The sequence below is a fragment of the Methylococcales bacterium genome, from assembly GCA_030949405.1.
Classification (GTDB): Bacteria; Pseudomonadota; Gammaproteobacteria; order Methylococcales; family Methylomonadaceae; genus WTBX01.
Map to the genome: position 1 here is coordinate 697,791 of JAUZSN010000002.1, position 18,079 is coordinate 715,869.

General features: G+C 35.8%; 16 protein-coding genes. 3 read left to right on the top strand and 13 right to left on the bottom strand.

Annotated elements, in window-relative coordinates; all coding sequences use genetic code 11:
• Positions 1-16: 16 nt before the first annotated feature.
• A complete protein-coding gene (locus tag Q9M50_03680) occupies positions 17-268 on the bottom strand; it encodes a hypothetical protein (GenBank protein MDQ7089729.1) in 252 nt (83 codons plus the stop codon).
• A 243-nt stretch (positions 269-511) separates the two neighbouring features.
• Here Q9M50_03680 and Q9M50_03685 point away from each other — a divergent pair, with 243 nt between their 5' ends.
• Positions 512-1,501 (top strand): DDE-type integrase/transposase/recombinase, encoded by a 990-nt coding sequence (locus Q9M50_03685; protein ID MDQ7089730.1) that lies wholly within the window; start codon positions 512-514, stop codon positions 1,499-1,501.
• Between the two features lie 374 nt (positions 1,502-1,875).
• Here Q9M50_03685 and Q9M50_03690 read toward each other — a convergent pair whose 3' ends face one another.
• From Q9M50_03690 to Q9M50_03745, 12 genes are all read right to left on the bottom strand, one after another.
• A complete protein-coding gene (locus tag Q9M50_03690; protein ID MDQ7089731.1) occupies positions 1,876-4,482 on the bottom strand; it encodes a sulfotransferase in 2,607 nt (868 codons plus the stop codon).
• A 345-nt stretch (positions 4,483-4,827) separates the two neighbouring features.
• Positions 4,828-5,607 carry a hypothetical protein gene (locus tag Q9M50_03695; GenBank protein MDQ7089732.1) on the bottom strand — a complete coding sequence of 260 codons (780 nt, stop codon included), beginning with the start codon at positions 5,605-5,607 and terminating at the stop codon, positions 4,828-4,830.
• A gap of 66 nt (positions 5,608-5,673) precedes the next feature.
• Positions 5,674-6,303, bottom strand: coding sequence for an EcsC family protein (locus Q9M50_03700; GenBank protein MDQ7089733.1), 630 nt, complete (start codon positions 6,301-6,303; stop codon positions 5,674-5,676).
• Positions 6,304-6,818: 515 nt separating this feature from the next.
• Positions 6,819-7,190 carry a hypothetical protein gene (locus Q9M50_03705; protein MDQ7089734.1) on the bottom strand — a complete coding sequence of 124 codons (372 nt, stop codon included), beginning with the start codon at positions 7,188-7,190 and terminating at the stop codon, positions 6,819-6,821.
• A 235-nt stretch (positions 7,191-7,425) separates the two neighbouring features.
• Positions 7,426-7,620, bottom strand: coding sequence for a recombinase family protein (locus Q9M50_03710; GenBank protein ID MDQ7089735.1), 195 nt, complete (start codon positions 7,618-7,620; stop codon positions 7,426-7,428).
• A complete protein-coding gene (locus Q9M50_03715) occupies positions 7,617-8,384 on the bottom strand; it encodes a phage Gp37/Gp68 family protein (protein ID MDQ7089736.1) in 768 nt (255 codons plus the stop codon). Before Q9M50_03715 ends, Q9M50_03710 begins: the two co-directional genes overlap by 4 nt.
• Positions 8,374-9,369 (bottom strand): three-Cys-motif partner protein TcmP, encoded by a 996-nt coding sequence (gene tcmP, locus Q9M50_03720; GenBank protein MDQ7089737.1) that lies wholly within the window; start codon positions 9,367-9,369, stop codon positions 8,374-8,376. The genes Q9M50_03715 and tcmP overlap by 11 nt, the downstream gene beginning before the upstream one ends.
• A 256-nt stretch (positions 9,370-9,625) precedes the next feature.
• Positions 9,626-11,803, bottom strand: coding sequence for a hypothetical protein (locus Q9M50_03725; GenBank protein MDQ7089738.1), 2,178 nt, complete (start codon positions 11,801-11,803; stop codon positions 9,626-9,628).
• Positions 11,791-12,420 carry a hypothetical protein gene (locus Q9M50_03730; protein ID MDQ7089739.1) on the bottom strand — a complete coding sequence of 210 codons (630 nt, stop codon included), beginning with the start codon at positions 12,418-12,420 and terminating at the stop codon, positions 11,791-11,793. The genes Q9M50_03725 and Q9M50_03730 overlap by 13 nt, the downstream gene beginning before the upstream one ends.
• A 305-nt stretch (positions 12,421-12,725) precedes the next feature.
• Positions 12,726-13,796 carry a hypothetical protein gene (locus tag Q9M50_03735; protein ID MDQ7089740.1) on the bottom strand — a complete coding sequence of 357 codons (1,071 nt, stop codon included), beginning with the start codon at positions 13,794-13,796 and terminating at the stop codon, positions 12,726-12,728.
• Positions 13,783-15,030 carry a hypothetical protein gene (locus Q9M50_03740; protein ID MDQ7089741.1) on the bottom strand — a complete coding sequence of 416 codons (1,248 nt, stop codon included), beginning with the start codon at positions 15,028-15,030 and terminating at the stop codon, positions 13,783-13,785. Before Q9M50_03740 ends, Q9M50_03735 begins: the two co-directional genes overlap by 14 nt.
• Positions 15,031-15,036: 6 nt before the next feature.
• On the bottom strand, positions 15,037-15,720 hold the full coding sequence (locus Q9M50_03745; protein ID MDQ7089742.1) for a YggS family pyridoxal phosphate-dependent enzyme: 684 nt from the start codon (positions 15,718-15,720) through the stop codon (positions 15,037-15,039).
• Positions 15,721-15,830: 110 nt separating this feature from the next.
• On the opposite strand from Q9M50_03745, the gene Q9M50_03750 reads away from it, so the two are divergent.
• Together Q9M50_03750 and Q9M50_03755 are read left to right on the top strand one after the other, a co-directional pair.
• Positions 15,831-16,868 (top strand): type IV pilus twitching motility protein PilT, encoded by a 1,038-nt coding sequence (locus Q9M50_03750; GenBank protein MDQ7089743.1) that lies wholly within the window; start codon positions 15,831-15,833, stop codon positions 16,866-16,868.
• A gap of 12 nt (positions 16,869-16,880) precedes the next feature.
• Positions 16,881-18,029: a PilT/PilU family type 4a pilus ATPase gene (locus Q9M50_03755; GenBank protein MDQ7089744.1), complete on the top strand. Its 1,149-nt coding sequence runs from the start codon at positions 16,881-16,883 to the stop codon at positions 18,027-18,029.
• The last annotated feature ends 50 nt before the right edge of the window (positions 18,030-18,079 follow it).

An 18,079-nucleotide genomic window follows, 5' to 3' on the forward strand; every position in this document is an offset into this window, starting at 1 on the left:
CGCATTCTTGCTGAAACTACGGCAATAAGACTTCCATTTTATTGATTTGAGTCCGCAGTGCGTCGGGTGATACGCCCACATGGGTGTCAATCCGTATCATTTTAAAAAACAGCGATAAAGTCTCTGCACCTACGCCTGCCTTTAATCCAAAGACATACAAGGCGGAAAACACCATTAATCTTTGCCAAGAACTACCTGCCTCGGTTTCCCATAATGATGATTCAGGATGTCGATTTCGCTTTGTTTGCGCTTGACGATGACGATGCACACTGCTTTTTGAGCGACCAACAATTGAAGCTAAGTTACGAACAGTTTGCTTGCCTGTTGTTGTAATTTCAGCGATAATTGCGTGACTAGCTGCGCGTATTTTCTGTGTTGTTCTGTTTTTTTAGTCATTAACCTATGATACAAGAATATCGCAGTTAGTTCTTTATTTTGTCCCGTCTTAAGTTGGTAGCCAATAAAGCAATAGCTTGATACCATACGAAATCTTTCAGAAAAAAGGATTTATATGTCACAAGTCTATCACTCGAATGCGAGGTTGAACAAGCATTCAAGAGCTATTATACAAAACTCAGCATTAAAGAGTAGTGAGTTAGCAGAAAAATTCTCAGTAAGCCAGAAGACAATTACAAAGTGGAGAGGTAGAGACTTTACAGATGATGATAGCTCAATACCTCATACGATACACTATGCCCTTAACCCACTGGAAAAAAGGCTTATAGAGCTTGTTAGAACAACAACATGGATGAGCTTAGATGATGTAGTGGATACTGTAGTTCCAGTGATACCAAAAGCAAATAGAAGTAATGTTAGCAGAACATTAAAAGCACAAAGTATCAGTCAAGTTCCAGAAGAGAAAAAAGCGAAAGCAAAGAAGTTTAAAGAATATGAACCTGGGTATCTCCATATAGATGTCACCTATATGCCAAAGCTAGAAGGAATCAAATATTACCTCTTTGTCGCCATAGATAGGGCTACACGGCTTATGTACTACAAGGTATATAAAAATAAGACAGCTGATAATGCAGTATCATTTCTAGCAGAGTGTAAAGAGTTCTTTCCTTTTTATCTCTCTCATATACTCACAGACAATGGACTAGAGTTCACAGATAAATGGGCAAGAGGAAAAGGAGTAGTCAGTGGTAATCATAAATTTGATAAGGAGTGCAGTGAGGACAATATAGACCATAGACTAACAGCTCCACATACTCCTGCAACCAACGGAATGGTAGAGAGAGTGAATGGTACTATCAAAAATGCTACAATTAAAGTAGAAGAGTATCAAAATATAGGAGAACTCAAAGAAAGTTTAAATAAGTTTTTGCTATATTATCTTTTTACACGAAGACACGGAAGCCTAAGAAGAGAGTTGAAAGTCAGAACTCCCTACGAAGCTATGGAAAGTTGGTTTAAAACTAAACCTGAATTATTCAAGATTTCGCCTGATGAGTTTAGAGCTAATGCTTTTGAAAAATTGGAACAACGTGGTGAGAATTGACAGGCATCCATAAATCAGAACGTTTACCTAAAGCATTAATTTGATAACTGGAGAAACTATAATCAGCAGGATCGTCAACCATAGTAGCACGTACAGGGTTTAACTCAATGTATCTGTAAACTGCTAACAAATAATATTCAGATTGTACTAAACTTGATGTGTATCGAGCTTCCCACAAAGTACCTGTTCTCTTGTTAAACAATAGTTCGGACAGTTTTTGTAACCCATTGATTTAAAAAAGAATTTATCAACACATCTCGTAAATATAAAACCCTTTAAAATCAATCCCTTATAGAATTAAGACCGCTATCTTTTTTAAAACTGTCCGAAGTATTGGTTAAAGTAACCTACATATTTTTTCGTTTTAATGTTGACTATTTGGCTGGGTTAATCGTGCCATCGAGTTTTTTTACTTTATCATCCATGCCCGCCATTTCATAAGCTTTTATCAACGTCTCACGCCATTCATCCTGCCAAGGAACTTTGTCCAACGCGATCTCAACCTTTTCAATTCCCTCATTCAAATAGCCTTTGCGTAAATAAACCAACCCCAACATATAATGACAAGCGGCATGTTCTGGGTTGTGGTGTAACATTTTTTTAAAGCTTATTTCAGCTTTATCTAATTTTTGTTGACGAAACAAATCAACCCCACGGGTTAAAAAACCCGCTTCTGGCAATGTAATCATTTCAACGGGATCAAAAGATATTTTTGCATTGGTCCCTTTAATAAGCGGCTCTAAATAATTTTGATAATGCAACCAACGGGCCTTAGAGCTTTTATAAACAGGTTGGCGAACTTGCCAAACACTGGCGGTTTTAACAGGACGATTTAACTCATTAAAACGCAAGACATCAGGCTCCCAGTCAACCCCAATATGCGCTAACAGTTTATGGGCACTGCCTTCGAGATCATCCACCACCGCTTCATAATTAATTTCTAAAATTTGATTCGGAAAAACATCTTTCCAGTGTTGCATCATTTGATTATGATCGGCCAATTGCTCACCAATATGCGTTAAATCATAAGCAAAGCCCATGCCGCCGTGTTTTGCTTGGTAATCGGTAAAATAATTAGAAATAGCTATATCACGGGGATCACGGCGTACAGAAATAATTTTTGCATTGGGGAATAAAAATTTAATGAGGCCGATATTTTCAAAATTATGCGGTAATTTATCCACAACATGTTGAGCGTGGGGGTCATACTCTTGCAGCTCTTTTAGAATCTTATTTGCCAACTCATGACTAACATGTTGAGTCAGGTCGTCAATGCAATCAGGGTAACTCCGTTCTGAGCCAACGTGACGTTCCCAGCGATTTAATCCTTGAACAATATTAGGAATAACGCCTAATTCGCCTGCGCCAAAAATTTTACTATGCCCTGAAATAATTTGCTCAACCAGTGTTGTTCCTGAGCGTGGCATCCCTAAGATATAAACAGGCAAGGTTGATTTATGCCCATAATTTGGACGATGTTGATAGAGAGCTTTACAAAAACTACTACGAATTTGAGCGCATTGTTGACGATGCACTTTAGCATTATAAGAAAGTAATCGTTTAGTTGCTTGATTCGCTTGTATTGCAAATTCAAAGGCTTTGTTATAATCCTTCCGCTTTTCCCAGACCGCGATTAATTGAAATAAAATGCCTGTTCTCAATGAACCTTCAAGGCTTGGTAAATTAGCCACTTTTTCTAATTGTTCTAAAACCTTGTCATCATCGGGAAAGCTTCGGGCATTAATCAGTGATGAATAGCCTTTTACGGGATCAATTTTTTTAACGGTTTCAAATAATACTAACGCTTCATCAATATTGCCGCACTGCATTTGTTGTTGCCCTAGACCTTGTAATGCAGGTAAAAAATAAGGCTGTTCTTGGATGATTTCGTTAAATAAATTTTCAGCAATGCTGTAGTTTTGTTCTTGACTTTCAACCATTGCCAAAGCATTTTTTGCTTGATTTTTTAATAAATCAATCAAGGGTTGTGGATGAGTTTCATCAACATTTAAATCATCGGTTAATTCACCCGCTTTTATGGCTGCGTGTCTCGCCTCATTGCTTGCATTATGTAAGCAAACACTTGAAAGTTGCACCCAAAGCGCACTATTTTCTTCATCTTGACTTATGGCGCGTTTAAGTAAACATATCGCTTGCAGGGTATGCCCTTGTATTTGTGATAATTCAGCTAACTGGGTTAATAAGCGGATATTGTCCTTAAAATGCTTTAATTCTTCGCTTAAAATTTCAACGGCTTGTTGATGTAAATCATGTTCTGCCAGTAAAACCGAATACTGAATATATTCATCAACACAGGAGTCTTCATCGTCAAGCGTTTCTTTTTGTTGTTGTAACCAATGTTCTGCCTGAGCAAAGTGTTGTTGACTGACCCAGAGCTGTAATTGCAGTTGATTAATCTGTTGCTGATAGCGTTGAAAAAGAACGTCGGGAAGTTGTTTTTTTATGTGTTCTAAGGTTTGCAGCGCTTGGGTTATGGTTAACTGTGCTTGTGGGTAATCGGCTAATTGATAATGCGTTTGTGCCAAGTAGGTTAAAATAGAAATTCGCTCTGGGGCAAGTTCTGCGGCTTGACTAAATAATTTGTGAGCGTCTTTTAACTGTTGTTGTTGAAGCCGACACCACCCTAACCGCGCTAATCCTAGAGCGTGTTTGGGTTGTCGATTTAAGGCGTGTTGTAAAATTTCAACGGTAAAATCAAGATCTTGTTTTAGCATATAAACAGCGGCTAAATCAATTAAAGCCTCGGCATCCATTTCCGCGCGGTGTTTTAGAGCGAATGCTAGGTTTTTCTCGCTTTGTTCAAATTCTCCTAGATGAGCATGGGCTAATGCCAACAGGGGGTAAATCGCAGGGCTGGAAAAATGTTGTTTAAAAAGGAGACAGGCTTCTTTTAGCGGTGAAAATTGTTGGTATTCGGCTTTTTTTCTTAAGGAATTTAAATCTTTTTCAGGGGTTTTCATGATTAATAGGCTTTTGCTTTAAACTGTTTTGGGATTTCAATTGAAAAAAGCTCTTCATGAATGATCGCGGTATAAAGTCCTAATGCCAGAGCGCGTTTTTTTAAGGTTTTTGGCATATCAATCGCGGCAATAATTCCAAAGACTTTTTTATCTCGGTGTTCTGGGAAAAACGTTCTGAAATTTTTGATTATTTTTTGGAGTTGAGAAGTGCTTTCTTCGCGAAGGTGGCTTTTAACTTCAACAATAAACAGAAAAAACCTACTAATATTTTTTTCATTGATAGTTCATTTTAAAAATTTGTTATTGTAAGCTATGCCTTGTAAATTTCATAGAGTTTTTCATATGTTAGGTTTTTATTCTAATTGCTAATTCAGGAGAGTCCCAGTCTATATTAATCAAAAAACCAGTTTTATATTTTTCCTGTAGGTGTATAAGAATAGGATTATGCGATGGAATATTTTTTTGGAACTCATTTAACTTACGATCAATATTATGATCTGGAATGTATGCTAGCCCCTTATTTTCAAGTTTTAATGGGTCAATAACTGCACCTTTAAAAGGTTCTAAAAACACAGATTCTTTTAAAGAGTTATAATTTAAAGAGTACGGATTTAGACATAACTCCAAAATTATTTCATTATTAAAGACATAACCTACAATTGCAGCATCAATGTTATTTCTTTTGTAAAATGCACTATCCCTAAAGAAATAACAAGTTTTTGTATTATTTCCATTTGAAACAAGAGTACTACCATAAATTGTATCTTTAAATTGGTCTGTTTTTGTTTTTTCATTTATCCCAGATGCTATAAATGAAACTATTTTGAAATCATGCGGTTTATCAGAGGACGAAAGAAGCTGACTATTTGCTTTGTCTATTATTTTAGATAGATTACTATTTATTCCAAGTTTAGCTTCGACTACAGATACTTTTCCAGCAGATAAACTTGCTTCCCTTTTTTTTACAATACTTGGGTCATCCTTTTTGAGCTTTGCTTCTAGTAAAGCCGTAGAACCTTGATACTTTACTAAGAAATCAGCTTCTTCCTTTTCAGATTCTGGGATTTTTTCAACTACATACCCTAATTTTATCAACATTTTATGAGCTATTTCATCTGAAACCATAATCTCTTTTATTTACACGTAAAAAACTCAGGGATAATAAATCTCCCACCTTATCCACTTTATATTTTATGATGAAGCTATAAATGTATCTCGCGCTATATTGCCAATTGTATTGGTAGCCACAGAATCAAATGTTGCTCCAATAATCCCCCCAAACAAAGGAACTGCTTTACCAAGGTTAATTGCTCCTTTTTCACCAAACTTAGTTAATAGCCTAAATCCTACTTTTTGATTAATTATTACAATTGTTTTCCCGCTAATATTCTTCACTGTACTTTCAGTAAGTTTTCTTCCAATATGAATACCAATATCTTTGAGAATATCTTTAGCTGCATTTCCTGTTAAACATATATAAATAAGAGACTTAACTTTATCATCATGTAAATCATGACCGCCCATGTGTGCAATTGTTGCAATCATTCGAATTTGAACATACATTACACTTGTGATATTTGCAGGAACAGCTATGGGCATTGTAATAATCCCACCTAGACCAGTTAAAAAACCAGATGTCCCTGCTTTAGTATTTTGCCAACGAATTAAAGAATTAACTTTTTTTCCTAAAGAACCTTCAGCGTTTAAATAGCTTTCAGCCATTTCACTTGCGGAGTCCAATCCAGGAACACCATTAATTGCTTTATCATAAGCCCAATCAAGCGTTTTCATTATTTTACTTTCAGTTATTTTTTCAACCATAATACATTTTTTTATCACACCTTAACTGGTAAAAATTAAACTAAGCTAGAGTTAGGTGTAAAAACCTAACTCTAAAATAAGCACATAATAAAAAAAGTAAAATATTTATGTCCTTTTCTCATCCACTTAGTTATTTTTTAGGTTATTTTAAAAAATTGCACCCTACCTAAAAATTGATTCGGCAGATAAATTAACTACCATGAATACTCCATTTTCGTTAAAAATCTATCCAAATTATCTGTTAATTCTTCAGCATACTCACCTGCTTAAGTAGACATTTTTCTTGACATTCTTTCTACAGCTCGCTTTGCACTCTCTTTATTTTCCTTGGCTGAACCCTCTAATTGCTCAAGCTTAACAATTATTCCAGTAGGATGCTCGCCATTATAATTTAATGCAGCTAAAGCTATAACTGTCTTTGAGCTACTACTGCCATGCTTAGTTATATTTGAGATAAAATTTTTTTTGCGGAAGGTTGTTCTTCAAGTGAAAAAATCTTTTCAAAATTATCATCATCAACGATGATGATATCTGGTTTTATATCTGTGTTTTCTATCTGGTATAGGTTGGGATATTTCTCCCAATCGTTGATTTTCAAGGTCTGTAGAAGTTTCTTGAACAATTTTTAACCATTTTTGTTCATTTTTAAAAGCGTACCAACTTGTTTTGTCAAAGCCTGTATTTTTAGCGTATTTTTCTAATGTTTTTTTAAACATTGCTTCGTCATATTCTTTTTGAGACTTAAAGCCTTGTCTGTCCCACATTTCTTTGACTTTAGGCTTTTTAGGGGAAAGTGGGGTAAATGTATCATTTTTAACACTATTCAACATAGCGCGTAAATAAGAGACTTTATTTTTAATTGTTGAAGTTTTAATCTTAACGAGCAAAACTGCTAATACTTCGATTTGTTTTTGATTTGATATTTGAGATAAAATTTTTTTTGCGGAAGGTTGTTCTTCAAGTGAAAAAATCTTTTCAAAATTATCATCATTAACGATGATGATATCTGGTTTTATATCTGTGTTTTCTATCTGGTATAGGTTGGGGGATTTCTCCCCATCGATTGGGAGATTTCTCCCAATCGTTGATTTTCAAGGTCTGTAGAAGTTTCTTGAACAATTTTTAACCATTTTTGTTCATTTTTAAAAGCGTACGAACTTGTTTTGTCAAAGCCTGCTTTGTTGTAATTTCCTTTTCATATATTTCTGTAATTTCCCAACCTGCATGTTCAGCAACGTTTAAAAGCTCACGTCTTTGGTTTTCGGTGGTTTGCCCATCGGTGGACACTCTTATATATATAGCTACACGTTTTTTCATATATTTATACCTCTCTCCAGCCTACCTTGTTGAATCTTAGGGTAATTATGATAAATTTTATTGTTAAGTAATTTACCATTTTTATGTTTATTTCGCTTAACACCATCAGCACCCCAAGTACCCCATTGCTTGAAAAAGAAAGCGATATTTTGCCTATCACATTGTTCTTGAATATTTAATACCCATTGTTCTTCCATTGGACGCGCTTTACTTCCACTTTCACCGCCAACAATAACCCAATGAATATTAGAAAAATCAACTTCTCCTAAGTCTTCTAATAAAGGTTCAATGGATAAAAAACGAATTTTTGCAGGTATTTTTTTTAGGATTTCTATGCGTGGCAACCCTTCTTTAATATTTTCAACACTTACGCCTAACCAAACATTATCAGGAACATTTCTATCTTTAAAATAGGCTACAAGCTGATTTTCTCGTTTCGTTAATATTTGGTAACGGTGTTGTGGCGTTTGTTTAATTACCTTAAATACCTTATCAATAAATGAAAAAGGTATGTCCTCATGGAATAAGTCGCTCATTGAATTAACAAAATAGGTTGTCGGTTTTTTGCGCTTAATGGGCTGTGATAATCGCTCTGGTAGCAAACTTAACTCAAACCCATTTTGATAGCCATTTGTTCCCATTGCTTTTAAACGTTTTGCCATTATCTCAGCATAGCAATGTTTACAACCTGCTGAGACTTTCGTGCAACCTGTTGTAGGATTCCACGTTTGTTCTGTCCATTCTATTTGGCTTTTAGTTGTCATAAGTAAACCTTATTTCTTTGGTTATTTTCTCAGCAATATTCCATTTTCCTTGCTTCTCAGTAATATTATTTCCATTTTCGTCTTCTATAACTATTTTATTTTTCTTACAAATATCTTTTAAAGAGTTTTTTGCGTGTTTAGGTAAAAATTCTTCCTTGATACTGAAATCTATTATTTCATTATTAGTCATTATTTTTCTATTTTTTAATTCTTGCTCTAGTTTTTGGGTAAGAACATCAAATCGTAAAGTTCCTTGAGTTTCTTGGTATCCAAATAAATCATTTGTTTGTTGTGATTTAATATTTATTCCCTTTCCATCGTTAGATTCTTTTAATGCTATTTGATTCATCAATAACATCCCTTTTTGATGTCTTGTTAAAAGAAAAATAGCATTTTTACAAGTTCCATCATCCAACAAAATAGGACGTACATAATCTAAACCTAATTCTTCTTTTATTTTTTCTTTAATAGATTGCATAAAATCATCAATATCATCATAGTTTGCCATTCCTTTAGTAGTAAATTCCTCTACAAATTGCCTTGTTTTATGATCTTTTTGAAAACCCTTATTACTCGAAAATCTATAGCTATGAAAAACAGGTATAAATAAAAATACTTCTGATTTTGGCAAAAACATTAAATCTCTTAAATTATCAAGAGTCACATCAGAATAGGTGAATGGATCAAGAAAAAAGAATTTTGGGGTACTGTAATTTTTATATTTAGATAATATTTGGAAAAGTATTGATTGAAAATCAAGATTTTTTATGGGGTGTATTTTTATAGATGGATGTGAATATTTTTTAAGTTGTAATGTTAAATTGTCACTGTTTTTCTTATCTTTATCATTGAATAATATCTCAATTATTGGATTTGTTCGTTTAATTATTGGGCTGTCTAAAATATATTTAGCTCGGTCTAATAACACAAGTGGACTGCCGTCTTGATTACCATTTTTTCCTGCACCACAAAATAAATCAGCAATTAAACAACTTTCAAAACCTTGTAATATTTTAGGGCTACCAACTTAAGGCGGGACAGTTTTAAATCCCCAATATTTACAAAGTGAGGAAAATCAACAATCGTGCAGTAGTTGATTTTACTGGATGTCCCGTCTTAAGTTGGTAGCCTATATTCACGATATATTTTTATTTTAGCGGCTGTTAATTCACTTTGCTGGTTAAAAAAATCACTCATTTTTATCCTTATTTATCTCAATATACAAAAAAAATCTGTTTTGTTCATTCTAACCCATCAATCAATTCTTGATAACGTTCAAACAAAAAGGCAACCCGTGCGGCATCGTCTTTTTTGCCTTTATATCCATAAGCGGCATCGACTACTTTATCTAGAGCGTTGTGGGCTTTGACTAAATCGGCGGGCATTCCCTCTTTAGCGTATAACATCGCTAATGAGCATTTTTGATTTTGTTTTGCACATAAATCTTCTTCGGCTTTTCGGGCATCTAAAATTTGTTGTGCGGCGGTTTCTATCTTTTTTATTTGTGCCGATTTTAGGTTTTCTGGGAAAGGAAAATTATTATAAACAACTGTATTTGAATAACTGTAATCACTCTTTAAACGTCCGCAAACGGTTCTCATCCATGCGTTATGAAAATGGCTTGTTAGGATGCCAAAATCATAAAGTCTTGCATCTGGAATCATGAATGCAGAATCCTTACAAATAGTCGAAGCTTTAACATATCCCATCGGTATAAATTTTCGAGTTTCAGAGGAAACCTTTGGTATTAGTAAATAAGGTTTATCTTTCTGCCTATTTTCACCAAATAGATAAGGTGTATCTGCTAATTTTTGAGTAGGTATTTTAGGGCTGGCTAAACGCATTTTTTTAACTAGCTCCATACGTGTTTTAATTTCAGGTGAGTTTGTTCTATCATTTATAGTACTATTTTCCAACCACAAACAATAACGTGGAATATTATTAATAAACTCATGTGAGCCTAATATTTTCTGAATATATTTAGCAGCAATAAGGTCATTCTCTCGAATAATATTTGCCTCTTCCTCTGACAATAATAAATGACCTCCATCTGTAGGTTGACTTCCTTTTGTCATTTCTGGAATACTGTGCTTTATTGGCTTGCGACGTTTTTGAATTAATACTGTAGGTGCATCAACAAAGTAAGGGTTAATTTGCTGTGCTTTTATTTCAATTGGCTCACCACTAATATCATCCCCATAATCAAATAAGCGATAAGACTCTAATTCTTGCAACCCAAAACCCATAATCACACAATGGACAGCCGCAACGCCTTTACCTTCATTACTCCAACGAAAAGTACGATGAGCAAAATAAAGCCGAATATTTAACCTCAATAATTCTGTCCATAAAATTGCTACTTGTTCGCCTTGCGTTAAACTATTCGTTGAAACAAAGGCGACAGAAATATTTTTATTTTCTTGAATATAACGCGCCGCTTTAACATGCCATGCCGTGACCAAATCAAGAACACCTGCGCCTTTCATACCTTTAAAAACTAAGGCTAAATCTAATTTTTGTTCTTTCGTTTGATAGCTATAACCCACAAACGGCGGATTCCCCATAATAAAACTACACTTTTCAGGTGCAATCACTGTTTCCCAATCAAGCTGTAAGGCATTAGCATGAACAATATTCGCCTTTTTTATCAACGGGATCCGATTAAAATAATTCCCCAATTCCTGCACTTTTAAATTCATTTGATGATCTGTCAACCACATTGCCACCGTCGCAATATTAACCGCACTGCCATCAATATCAATCCCATGAAACTGGTCAACATCACATTTAATTAAAGTTTCAACCGATAATTGTGCCGATTTCGCCTTACTAAACTGAGCATGAATAACGTCCAATTCTAATAACCGTAACTCCCGATAAGCAACAATCAAAAAGTTACCACAACCACAGGCAGGATCAAAAAAATTCAAAGCCGCTAACTTTTGATGAAACACCGCCAACTTAGCCGTCTTAACCTTACCAACACGACTACCTTTAGGACTAATATGCTCAAATTCAGCCCGTAAAGCATCCATAAATAAAGGATCAATCGTTTTTAAAATATTCTCTTCACTGGTGTAATGCGCCCCAAATTCACGACGTTTCTTAGTCTTTCCGCCCGCTTTCTCATCATCAAAGTGCATAATCGCTTGAAATAAAGAACCGAAAATCGCGGGGCTAATCTCGCTCCAATCCAGTTCACAACACTCAATTAAAATAGTCCGCACTTCCTCATCAAAATAACAATCCTCCAATGCGCCCTCAAACAAAGAACCGTTAATATAAGGAAAAGCGGCTAAATGTTCGGGCAAGTTTTTTAAGCGTTTCTTAGTCGGTTGATTGAGTACCTTAAATAACGTTTGTAAGCGTTCGTGTAAATTTTCACCGTCAACCTGCGTATAATTTTTTAAATAATCCAAAAAACAGTGTTTTCACCAAACAGATTGGTATTATCCGCAAACAAGCAAAATAACAAACGTACTAAATAGGTTTCTAAATCTTTACTGTTATAACCTGTGGCTTTAATGACATCATGTAAGCCTGCCATTTTTTCCGCCGCATCCTTATTAATCCGCTCTTGACGTTCATTAAATAACTTTTCATAGCCTGTTATAAAACGAAAACTCTCAATATATTGCGGTAATTCTGCTAACTTGATTTTTAAGACTTCGCCTTTATTTTCTTGGTTATATAAATGCAGGTTTTGAAAATCACTGACCAAAACACAGCGCGGCAACTCCTCATTTTTTAAACCATGAAAATAATCGGTTGCTTGAAGGTAGGCTTTATCTAAATCTTTCCCCTCTGATTTCATTTCAACTAACAATAAGCTAGGAAAAAAAGCATCTATACGACCACTGCCCTTTAACTTTTTAACCCGTGCTTCAAAACGAACCGAACGGCGATAATTTAAGTTAAATATTTCACATAAATCACGGATAAAATTTTGTGCCTCACCCATTTCATAATGAGAGTTTGCGTAATTTTTAACAAACTTCGTCGCGCGTTTTCTTAAGGTTTCAATCGTTAAGGTCATAATACAAGATACGTTTATAGGTTAGTTTCAAATCAAAAAAATCCATGTGTTATTTTTGTTTATTTATTATAAAATCTAAATTCATTGTCTTTATAAAATCAGTCACTCATTGAATGAAATTAAGTAGCGTTATTTGATGGAGAGGAGGCAGCCAGTTTAAGAGGGAGTGGGAAAAACGCTCCTTTTTTAAATGCTTAAGTTGCATCTGTTACAAAGGTTGTTGAAATTTAAAATTTTCCAAGCACGCTTTTTATTTTGTCACAAAAACCAACAAAAAAGGGTCAGGCATATCATCCCACCCCCCCTTATAATTTTTTACGTTTTTTAACGGCCTCTATTTTTTTAGAATGAACCCGTTCTTTCGCCTCTAGCCACTGTTTTTGCTGCTGCTCATAACGAACAATGTCCGCATGTAATTGTTTTTCACCTAATTGATGACGATAGCTTAATGATTCTATTAACTCTCGATGATCCGCCTTACGTTGAGCTTGTTGTTGATTAAAATCAGCCTCTAAAATAATTTCTTTTAACCGATTTTCATGGGCAATTTTATCGGTACTTAAACGCTCTTCAATGGCAAAATAATCAATCTGCATCCCTTCTTTTTCAACCAAAATTAATCGCTCATGTTCCGCTTCTAAAGCTAACTTTCGTCGTTCAATATCTAACTCATAATCTAACTGCTTTAAACGCTGTTGATTATGCCGATATTTCTTAGTGTCTGTTTCAATTTCTTGACGGTACACTTCCTGTTGTTTTTGATTCTCCATATCAAATTCTTTTTTAGCCAAACTAATGTTAATATTTTCTTTCGTTAGTTCAATATGTGGAAATTCTTTAAAATGAGGCTTTAATGAACACAAGGCTTGGGCTTGTATATGATGCAAAATTAAGGTTTCAGAAATCAATAGGCCAATTTTTTTCTCAATAGATCCCAGTCCATTTTTTAACCATGAACCATCGGTTAAGGCGTTTAATTCACTGCGGACAACGCTTAATAGTTGAGCCTCATACGCGGCTTTAATTTGCTGATTAATTTCAATTATAAAATTACGGTGCTTTTCAATGTAATCTAAGGTGGCTTGAAAACGTATTTCAAGTTTAATCCCCATCGAACAAAAACCATCGTACAGTTGCAATTGCTCACTAATTTCCCAATCTTCAATCAAAATAGGATGGCATCTATGATAAAAACGTTTTACGTATTTTTCAGGGCGTAAAAATATTTTTTCATAAAACCCCAATTTACTCACAATTAATTGTCGGTTAACATCAAACCCCGCATCCCAAATAGAGGAATCTATCTCGACTTCTTGTTGAAAAAGATCCTCTGAAAAAATCGCTTTAATCTCATTTTCACCCTCAATTTGTTTCATCACGCTGCCTTGCTTCTTTTATTTTTAGGATTTTATCGGCCATTTTTTCAGCAATTAAAGGGTAAATATTAGGGGAAAACTCAACGGTTCGGTGATCTATTTTTCGTAAAAAACCCCGACTTAATAATAAACCCACCACAAACATCCGTGACCAATCCGAATAACGCCGCGCTTTTTCTAGTTCAGTCTTCTCAATCACCATTTCCAGCTCGTCATTATTATTAATCCGAAATTCAGTGAATTGTCGAATGCCTTCAAAAACAAGCTCTTCTTCTTGTGCCGTCAAAGGCCCAGGGGCTGAAAATTCAAGGCGATACGATAAGAGGACGGTAAAAAAATCAACCATTGCCGCACAAATAAACGCAAATAAAGAAAAACTTTGCCACATGGCTAATGTCGGAGTGACCTCACGAGTAAATTCTTTATAACTTAATAATAACTGTGGGTTACTCAGACTTTGTCCATATTGACTGGCTAATTGATTGATCTGTCGTTGTACCCCTTGAAAATTATCTTTAAAGCGGTAATACGCCGCTTCCACATCCGTTGCCACATCTAACGCCCCTAAGCTTTGTTGTAATTGATTAATGGCTTGGTCAAGTTGTTTAAACTCTTTAACTAGCGCGACCTGTTGCTGTTTTTTAGTTTGATAAAGGTCATTATAATGTTGCCAAATAGGGCCTTCACCGACTTGGTTTTTATAATTTTTAGTCATGTCAGGGTGCGTTCCTAAATAGGCTTTGGAAGCTGCCTTCGAGGTCTGTTCAAGTTCTTGACGTTGTAAGTTTAATACGGTGGCTTTTAAGGCCATTGCCTCATTAAGATAGGTGGTGACATTTTGGCTAATGGCTTTTAAACGATCAATATGAATGGTGTCTTGTTCCGATATTTCATAAAATTTAAAATATGAAAATGAAATAGAGGCGGATAAGGCAATCAATAAGGATAAGACCACTGAAAAATAACGGACTCGATTGGCTTTCCAGTGAATCCCTGCAATTTCTAGTGAGCAAATGACAACAATGGATTGAATAGCGACGGTGATAACTAAGGCAATCCAGTTAATAATAAAATGTGATAAGCCATAGTAGGTAGTAAAACCTGAAGCAAGGCTTAACATTAATACAATGGGAATTGTCCAAATTTTTAAAATCCCTACAAATAAGGATTGGATGCGATTAATTAAATAACCCACGCCTGATGGTTTTTTATTATGTAATTTAGATTGTTTCATTTATTTTTATGGTTTAACCCGTTTACCAAATAAAGCGGTTCCAATGCGAATCATCGTTGACCCTTCTGCAACAGCGGCGTTTAAGTCACCTGTCATTCCAAATGAAAACGTATCCAATGTAGATAAGTTTAAGGCTTTGATCTGTTGATAAAGTTTACGATAGGGTTGGCATTGTAAATCATAATCTGTTTCTGGGGCAGGAATTGCCATCACTCCACGTAAACGAATATTTTCTAAGGCATTAACCTCGGTAATTAATGACGGTAATGCCTGTAAATCGACCCCTGATTTAGTCGGTTCATTGCTGATATTAACTTGTAAACAAATATTTAATGGCGGTAAGTGTGCGGGACGTTGATGACTTAAACGTTGGGCAATTTTTAAACGTTCAACACTATGCACCCAACTAAAATTTTCGGCAATCGCTTTGGTTTTATTGGATTGAATCGGGCCGATAAAATGCCAAATGAGATTCAGTGTGGCTAATTGTTGTTGTTTTTCCAAGGCTTCTTGAAGGTAATTTTCTCCAAAATCCTGTTGGCCTAATTGATGTAGGGTCGCTATATCCTTTGCAGGTTTAGTCTTACTGACTGCGATCAGTTTAACGGAATCATTGGCCCGTCCCCCCATCATTTCAGCTTGATGTATCTGTGAGCGTACCGAATAAAAATTTTGTTTAAGTGTCTTCATAGGAGATGAGTTTATAAAATAATGCTACCATGACTTATAGCGAGAATAAAAATGGGAATCACGTTTAAATTATCGGCTATTTTACACTGAAAACTTTATAAAGGGATGGTATGGATATTACAGAATTATTAACGTTTATGGTTAAAAACAAATCATCGGATATGCATTTATCCGCGGGACTTCCCCCAATGATTCGTGTCGATGGTGATATTCGGCGTATTAATATTCCCGATTTAGAGCATAAAGAAGTTCACGCGCTCATTTATGACATTATGAATGATAAGCAACGCAAGGGGTATGAAGAATTTTTAGAGGTCGATTTCTCTTTTGAACTTCCTGGTTTAGCCCGATTTCGAGTAAATGCGTATAATCAAAATAGAGGGGCGGGCGCCGTTATTCGTTGTATCCCTTCTGAAATTTTAAGTTTAGATCAACTGAATGCTCCCCAATTTTTTCGGGATGTTACCCAGCATAAACGAGGAATGGTTTTAGTCACAGGGCCTACGGGATCAGGAAAATCAACCACGTTAGCGGCGATGGTCGATCATATTAATCGAACGCGCTATGAACATATTTTAACCGTTGAAGATCCCATTGAATTTGTTCACAAATCTAAAAAATCACTAATTAATCAGCGAGAAGTGCATCGAGATACCCTCGGCTTTCAAGAAGCCTTACGTTCCGCACTTCGACAAGATCCCGATATTATTTTAGTGGGAGAAATGCGAGATTTAGAAACCATTGAACTTGCAATGTCGGCGGCTGAAACCGGTCATTTAGTGTTTGGAACGCTTCATACCACCTCTGCGGCTAAAACAGTTGACCGTATTATTGATGTATTCCCCGCCGCTGAAAAGGAGATGATTCGTTCAATGCTTTCTGAATCCTTACAAGCAGTTGTTTCTCAAAATTTATGCCGAAAAATAGGCGGCGGACGCGTCGCGGTTCATGAAATTATGGTGGGAACCCCTGCCATTAGAAACTTAATTAGGGAAGCTAAAGTGGCGCAAATGTATTCTGCGATTCAAACAGGACGTAAAGATGGGATGAAAACCTTAGATCAAGATTTACAAGAAAAAGTGGAACAAGGCTTAGTCTCAAAAGAAGAAGCGCGTGGAAAAGCCGTTAATAAAGCAAAATTTATTTAAAAGGAGATGGCGATGGATTTTGCGGCCTTATTAGCCTTGATGGTTCAAAAAAAAGCCTCTGATTTATTTATTACCGCTAAAATGCCTCCTTCTATGAAAATAGATGGGGTCATGACTGAAATAACGAAAACCCCGTTAATCGCAGAGCAAACACTTAAGTTGGTCTTAGGGATTATGAGTGATGCGCAAAGACAAGAATTTAAACAAACGAAAGAGTGTCAATTTGCGATTAGTGTTGGTAAATTAGGGCGTTTTCGAGTGAGTGCGTTTACTCAACGTGATGCCGCTGGAATGGTTTTACGTCGTATTGAAAATAAAGTTCCTGAAATGGACGATTTACATTTACCCCCGTCGTTAAAAGATTTAATCATGCAAAAACGGGGACTGGTTGTGTTTGTCGGGGCGACGGGAACGGGTAAATCAACCACCTTAGCCTCCTTAATTCAGTATCGAAATCGAAACAGCAAGGGGCATATCATTACCATTGAAGATCCAATGGAATTTGAGCATCCCCATTTAGGTTGTATGGTGACTCAGCGGGAAGTCGGGTTAGATACCGAGTCGTATGACGTGGCCTTAAAAAATACACTCCGACAAGCCCCTGATGTTATTTTGATTGGTGAAGTGCGAACCCGTGAAACCATGCGACATGCGATTACGTTTGCAGAAACTGGGCATTTATGTCTAACCACCTTACATGCCAATAATGCCAATCAAGCCTTAGATCGAATTTTACATTTTTTCCCCGAAGAAATGCACCAACAATTATTTATGGATTTATCGTTGAATTTACGCGGTATTGTCGCGCAGCAATTAATCAAGCGGTCGGATGGCACGGGACGTTTTCCTGCCATCGAAATTTTAATTAATACGCCGTTGGTTTCTGATATTATTCGCCAAGGTGAAATTCATCGTCTGAAAGAAGTGATGAAAGAAGGCAGCGAACATGGAATGCAAACCTTTGATCAAGCGTTATTTCAGCTTTATAAAGCGGGTAAAATTAGTCATGAGGATGCATTAAATTCAGCGGATTCGCGTAATGATGTTCGTTTGATGATTAAACTGGCATCTAATAATTTAAATGCGTTTGGGAATCATGCCGATGATGCCATGACCTTGAGTGATATGAATGGGGCTAACGAAGGTAATATGTTTCAATGATAACGCAATGACTTGAATTCAGAAATTAATAAAAAGGGAGCGCGACTTTT

Coding starts and splice junctions, on each gene's coding strand:
- Q9M50_03690 (MDQ7089731.1), bottom strand. CDS start 4,482: ATGAAAACCCCTGAAAAAGATTTAAATTCCTTAAGAAAAAAAGCCGAA.
- Q9M50_03685 (MDQ7089730.1), top strand. CDS start 512: ATGTCACAAGTCTATCACTCGAATGCGAGGTTGAACAAGCATTCAAGA.
- Q9M50_03735 (MDQ7089740.1), bottom strand. CDS start 13,796: ATGAAACAAATTGAGGGTGAAAATGAGATTAAAGCGATTTTTTCAGAG.
- Q9M50_03700 (MDQ7089733.1), bottom strand. CDS start 6,303: ATGGTTGAAAAAATAACTGAAAGTAAAATAATGAAAACGCTTGATTGG.
- Q9M50_03695 (MDQ7089732.1), bottom strand. CDS start 5,607: ATGGTTTCAGATGAAATAGCTCATAAAATGTTGATAAAATTAGGGTAT.
- Q9M50_03750 (MDQ7089743.1), top strand. CDS start 15,831: ATGGATATTACAGAATTATTAACGTTTATGGTTAAAAACAAATCATCG.
- Q9M50_03730 (MDQ7089739.1), bottom strand. CDS start 12,420: ATGACCTTAACGATTGAAACCTTAAGAAAACGCGCGACGAAGTTTGTT.
- Q9M50_03740 (MDQ7089741.1), bottom strand. CDS start 15,030: ATGAAACAATCTAAATTACATAATAAAAAACCATCAGGCGTGGGTTAT.
- Q9M50_03710 (MDQ7089735.1), bottom strand. CDS start 7,620: ATGAAAAAACGTGTAGCTATATATATAAGAGTGTCCACCGATGGGCAA.
- Q9M50_03745 (MDQ7089742.1), bottom strand. CDS start 15,720: ATGAAGACACTTAAACAAAATTTTTATTCGGTACGCTCACAGATACAT.
- Q9M50_03715 (MDQ7089736.1), bottom strand. CDS start 8,384: ATGACAACTAAAAGCCAAATAGAATGGACAGAACAAACGTGGAATCCT.
- Q9M50_03755 (MDQ7089744.1), top strand. CDS start 16,881: ATGGATTTTGCGGCCTTATTAGCCTTGATGGTTCAAAAAAAAGCCTCT.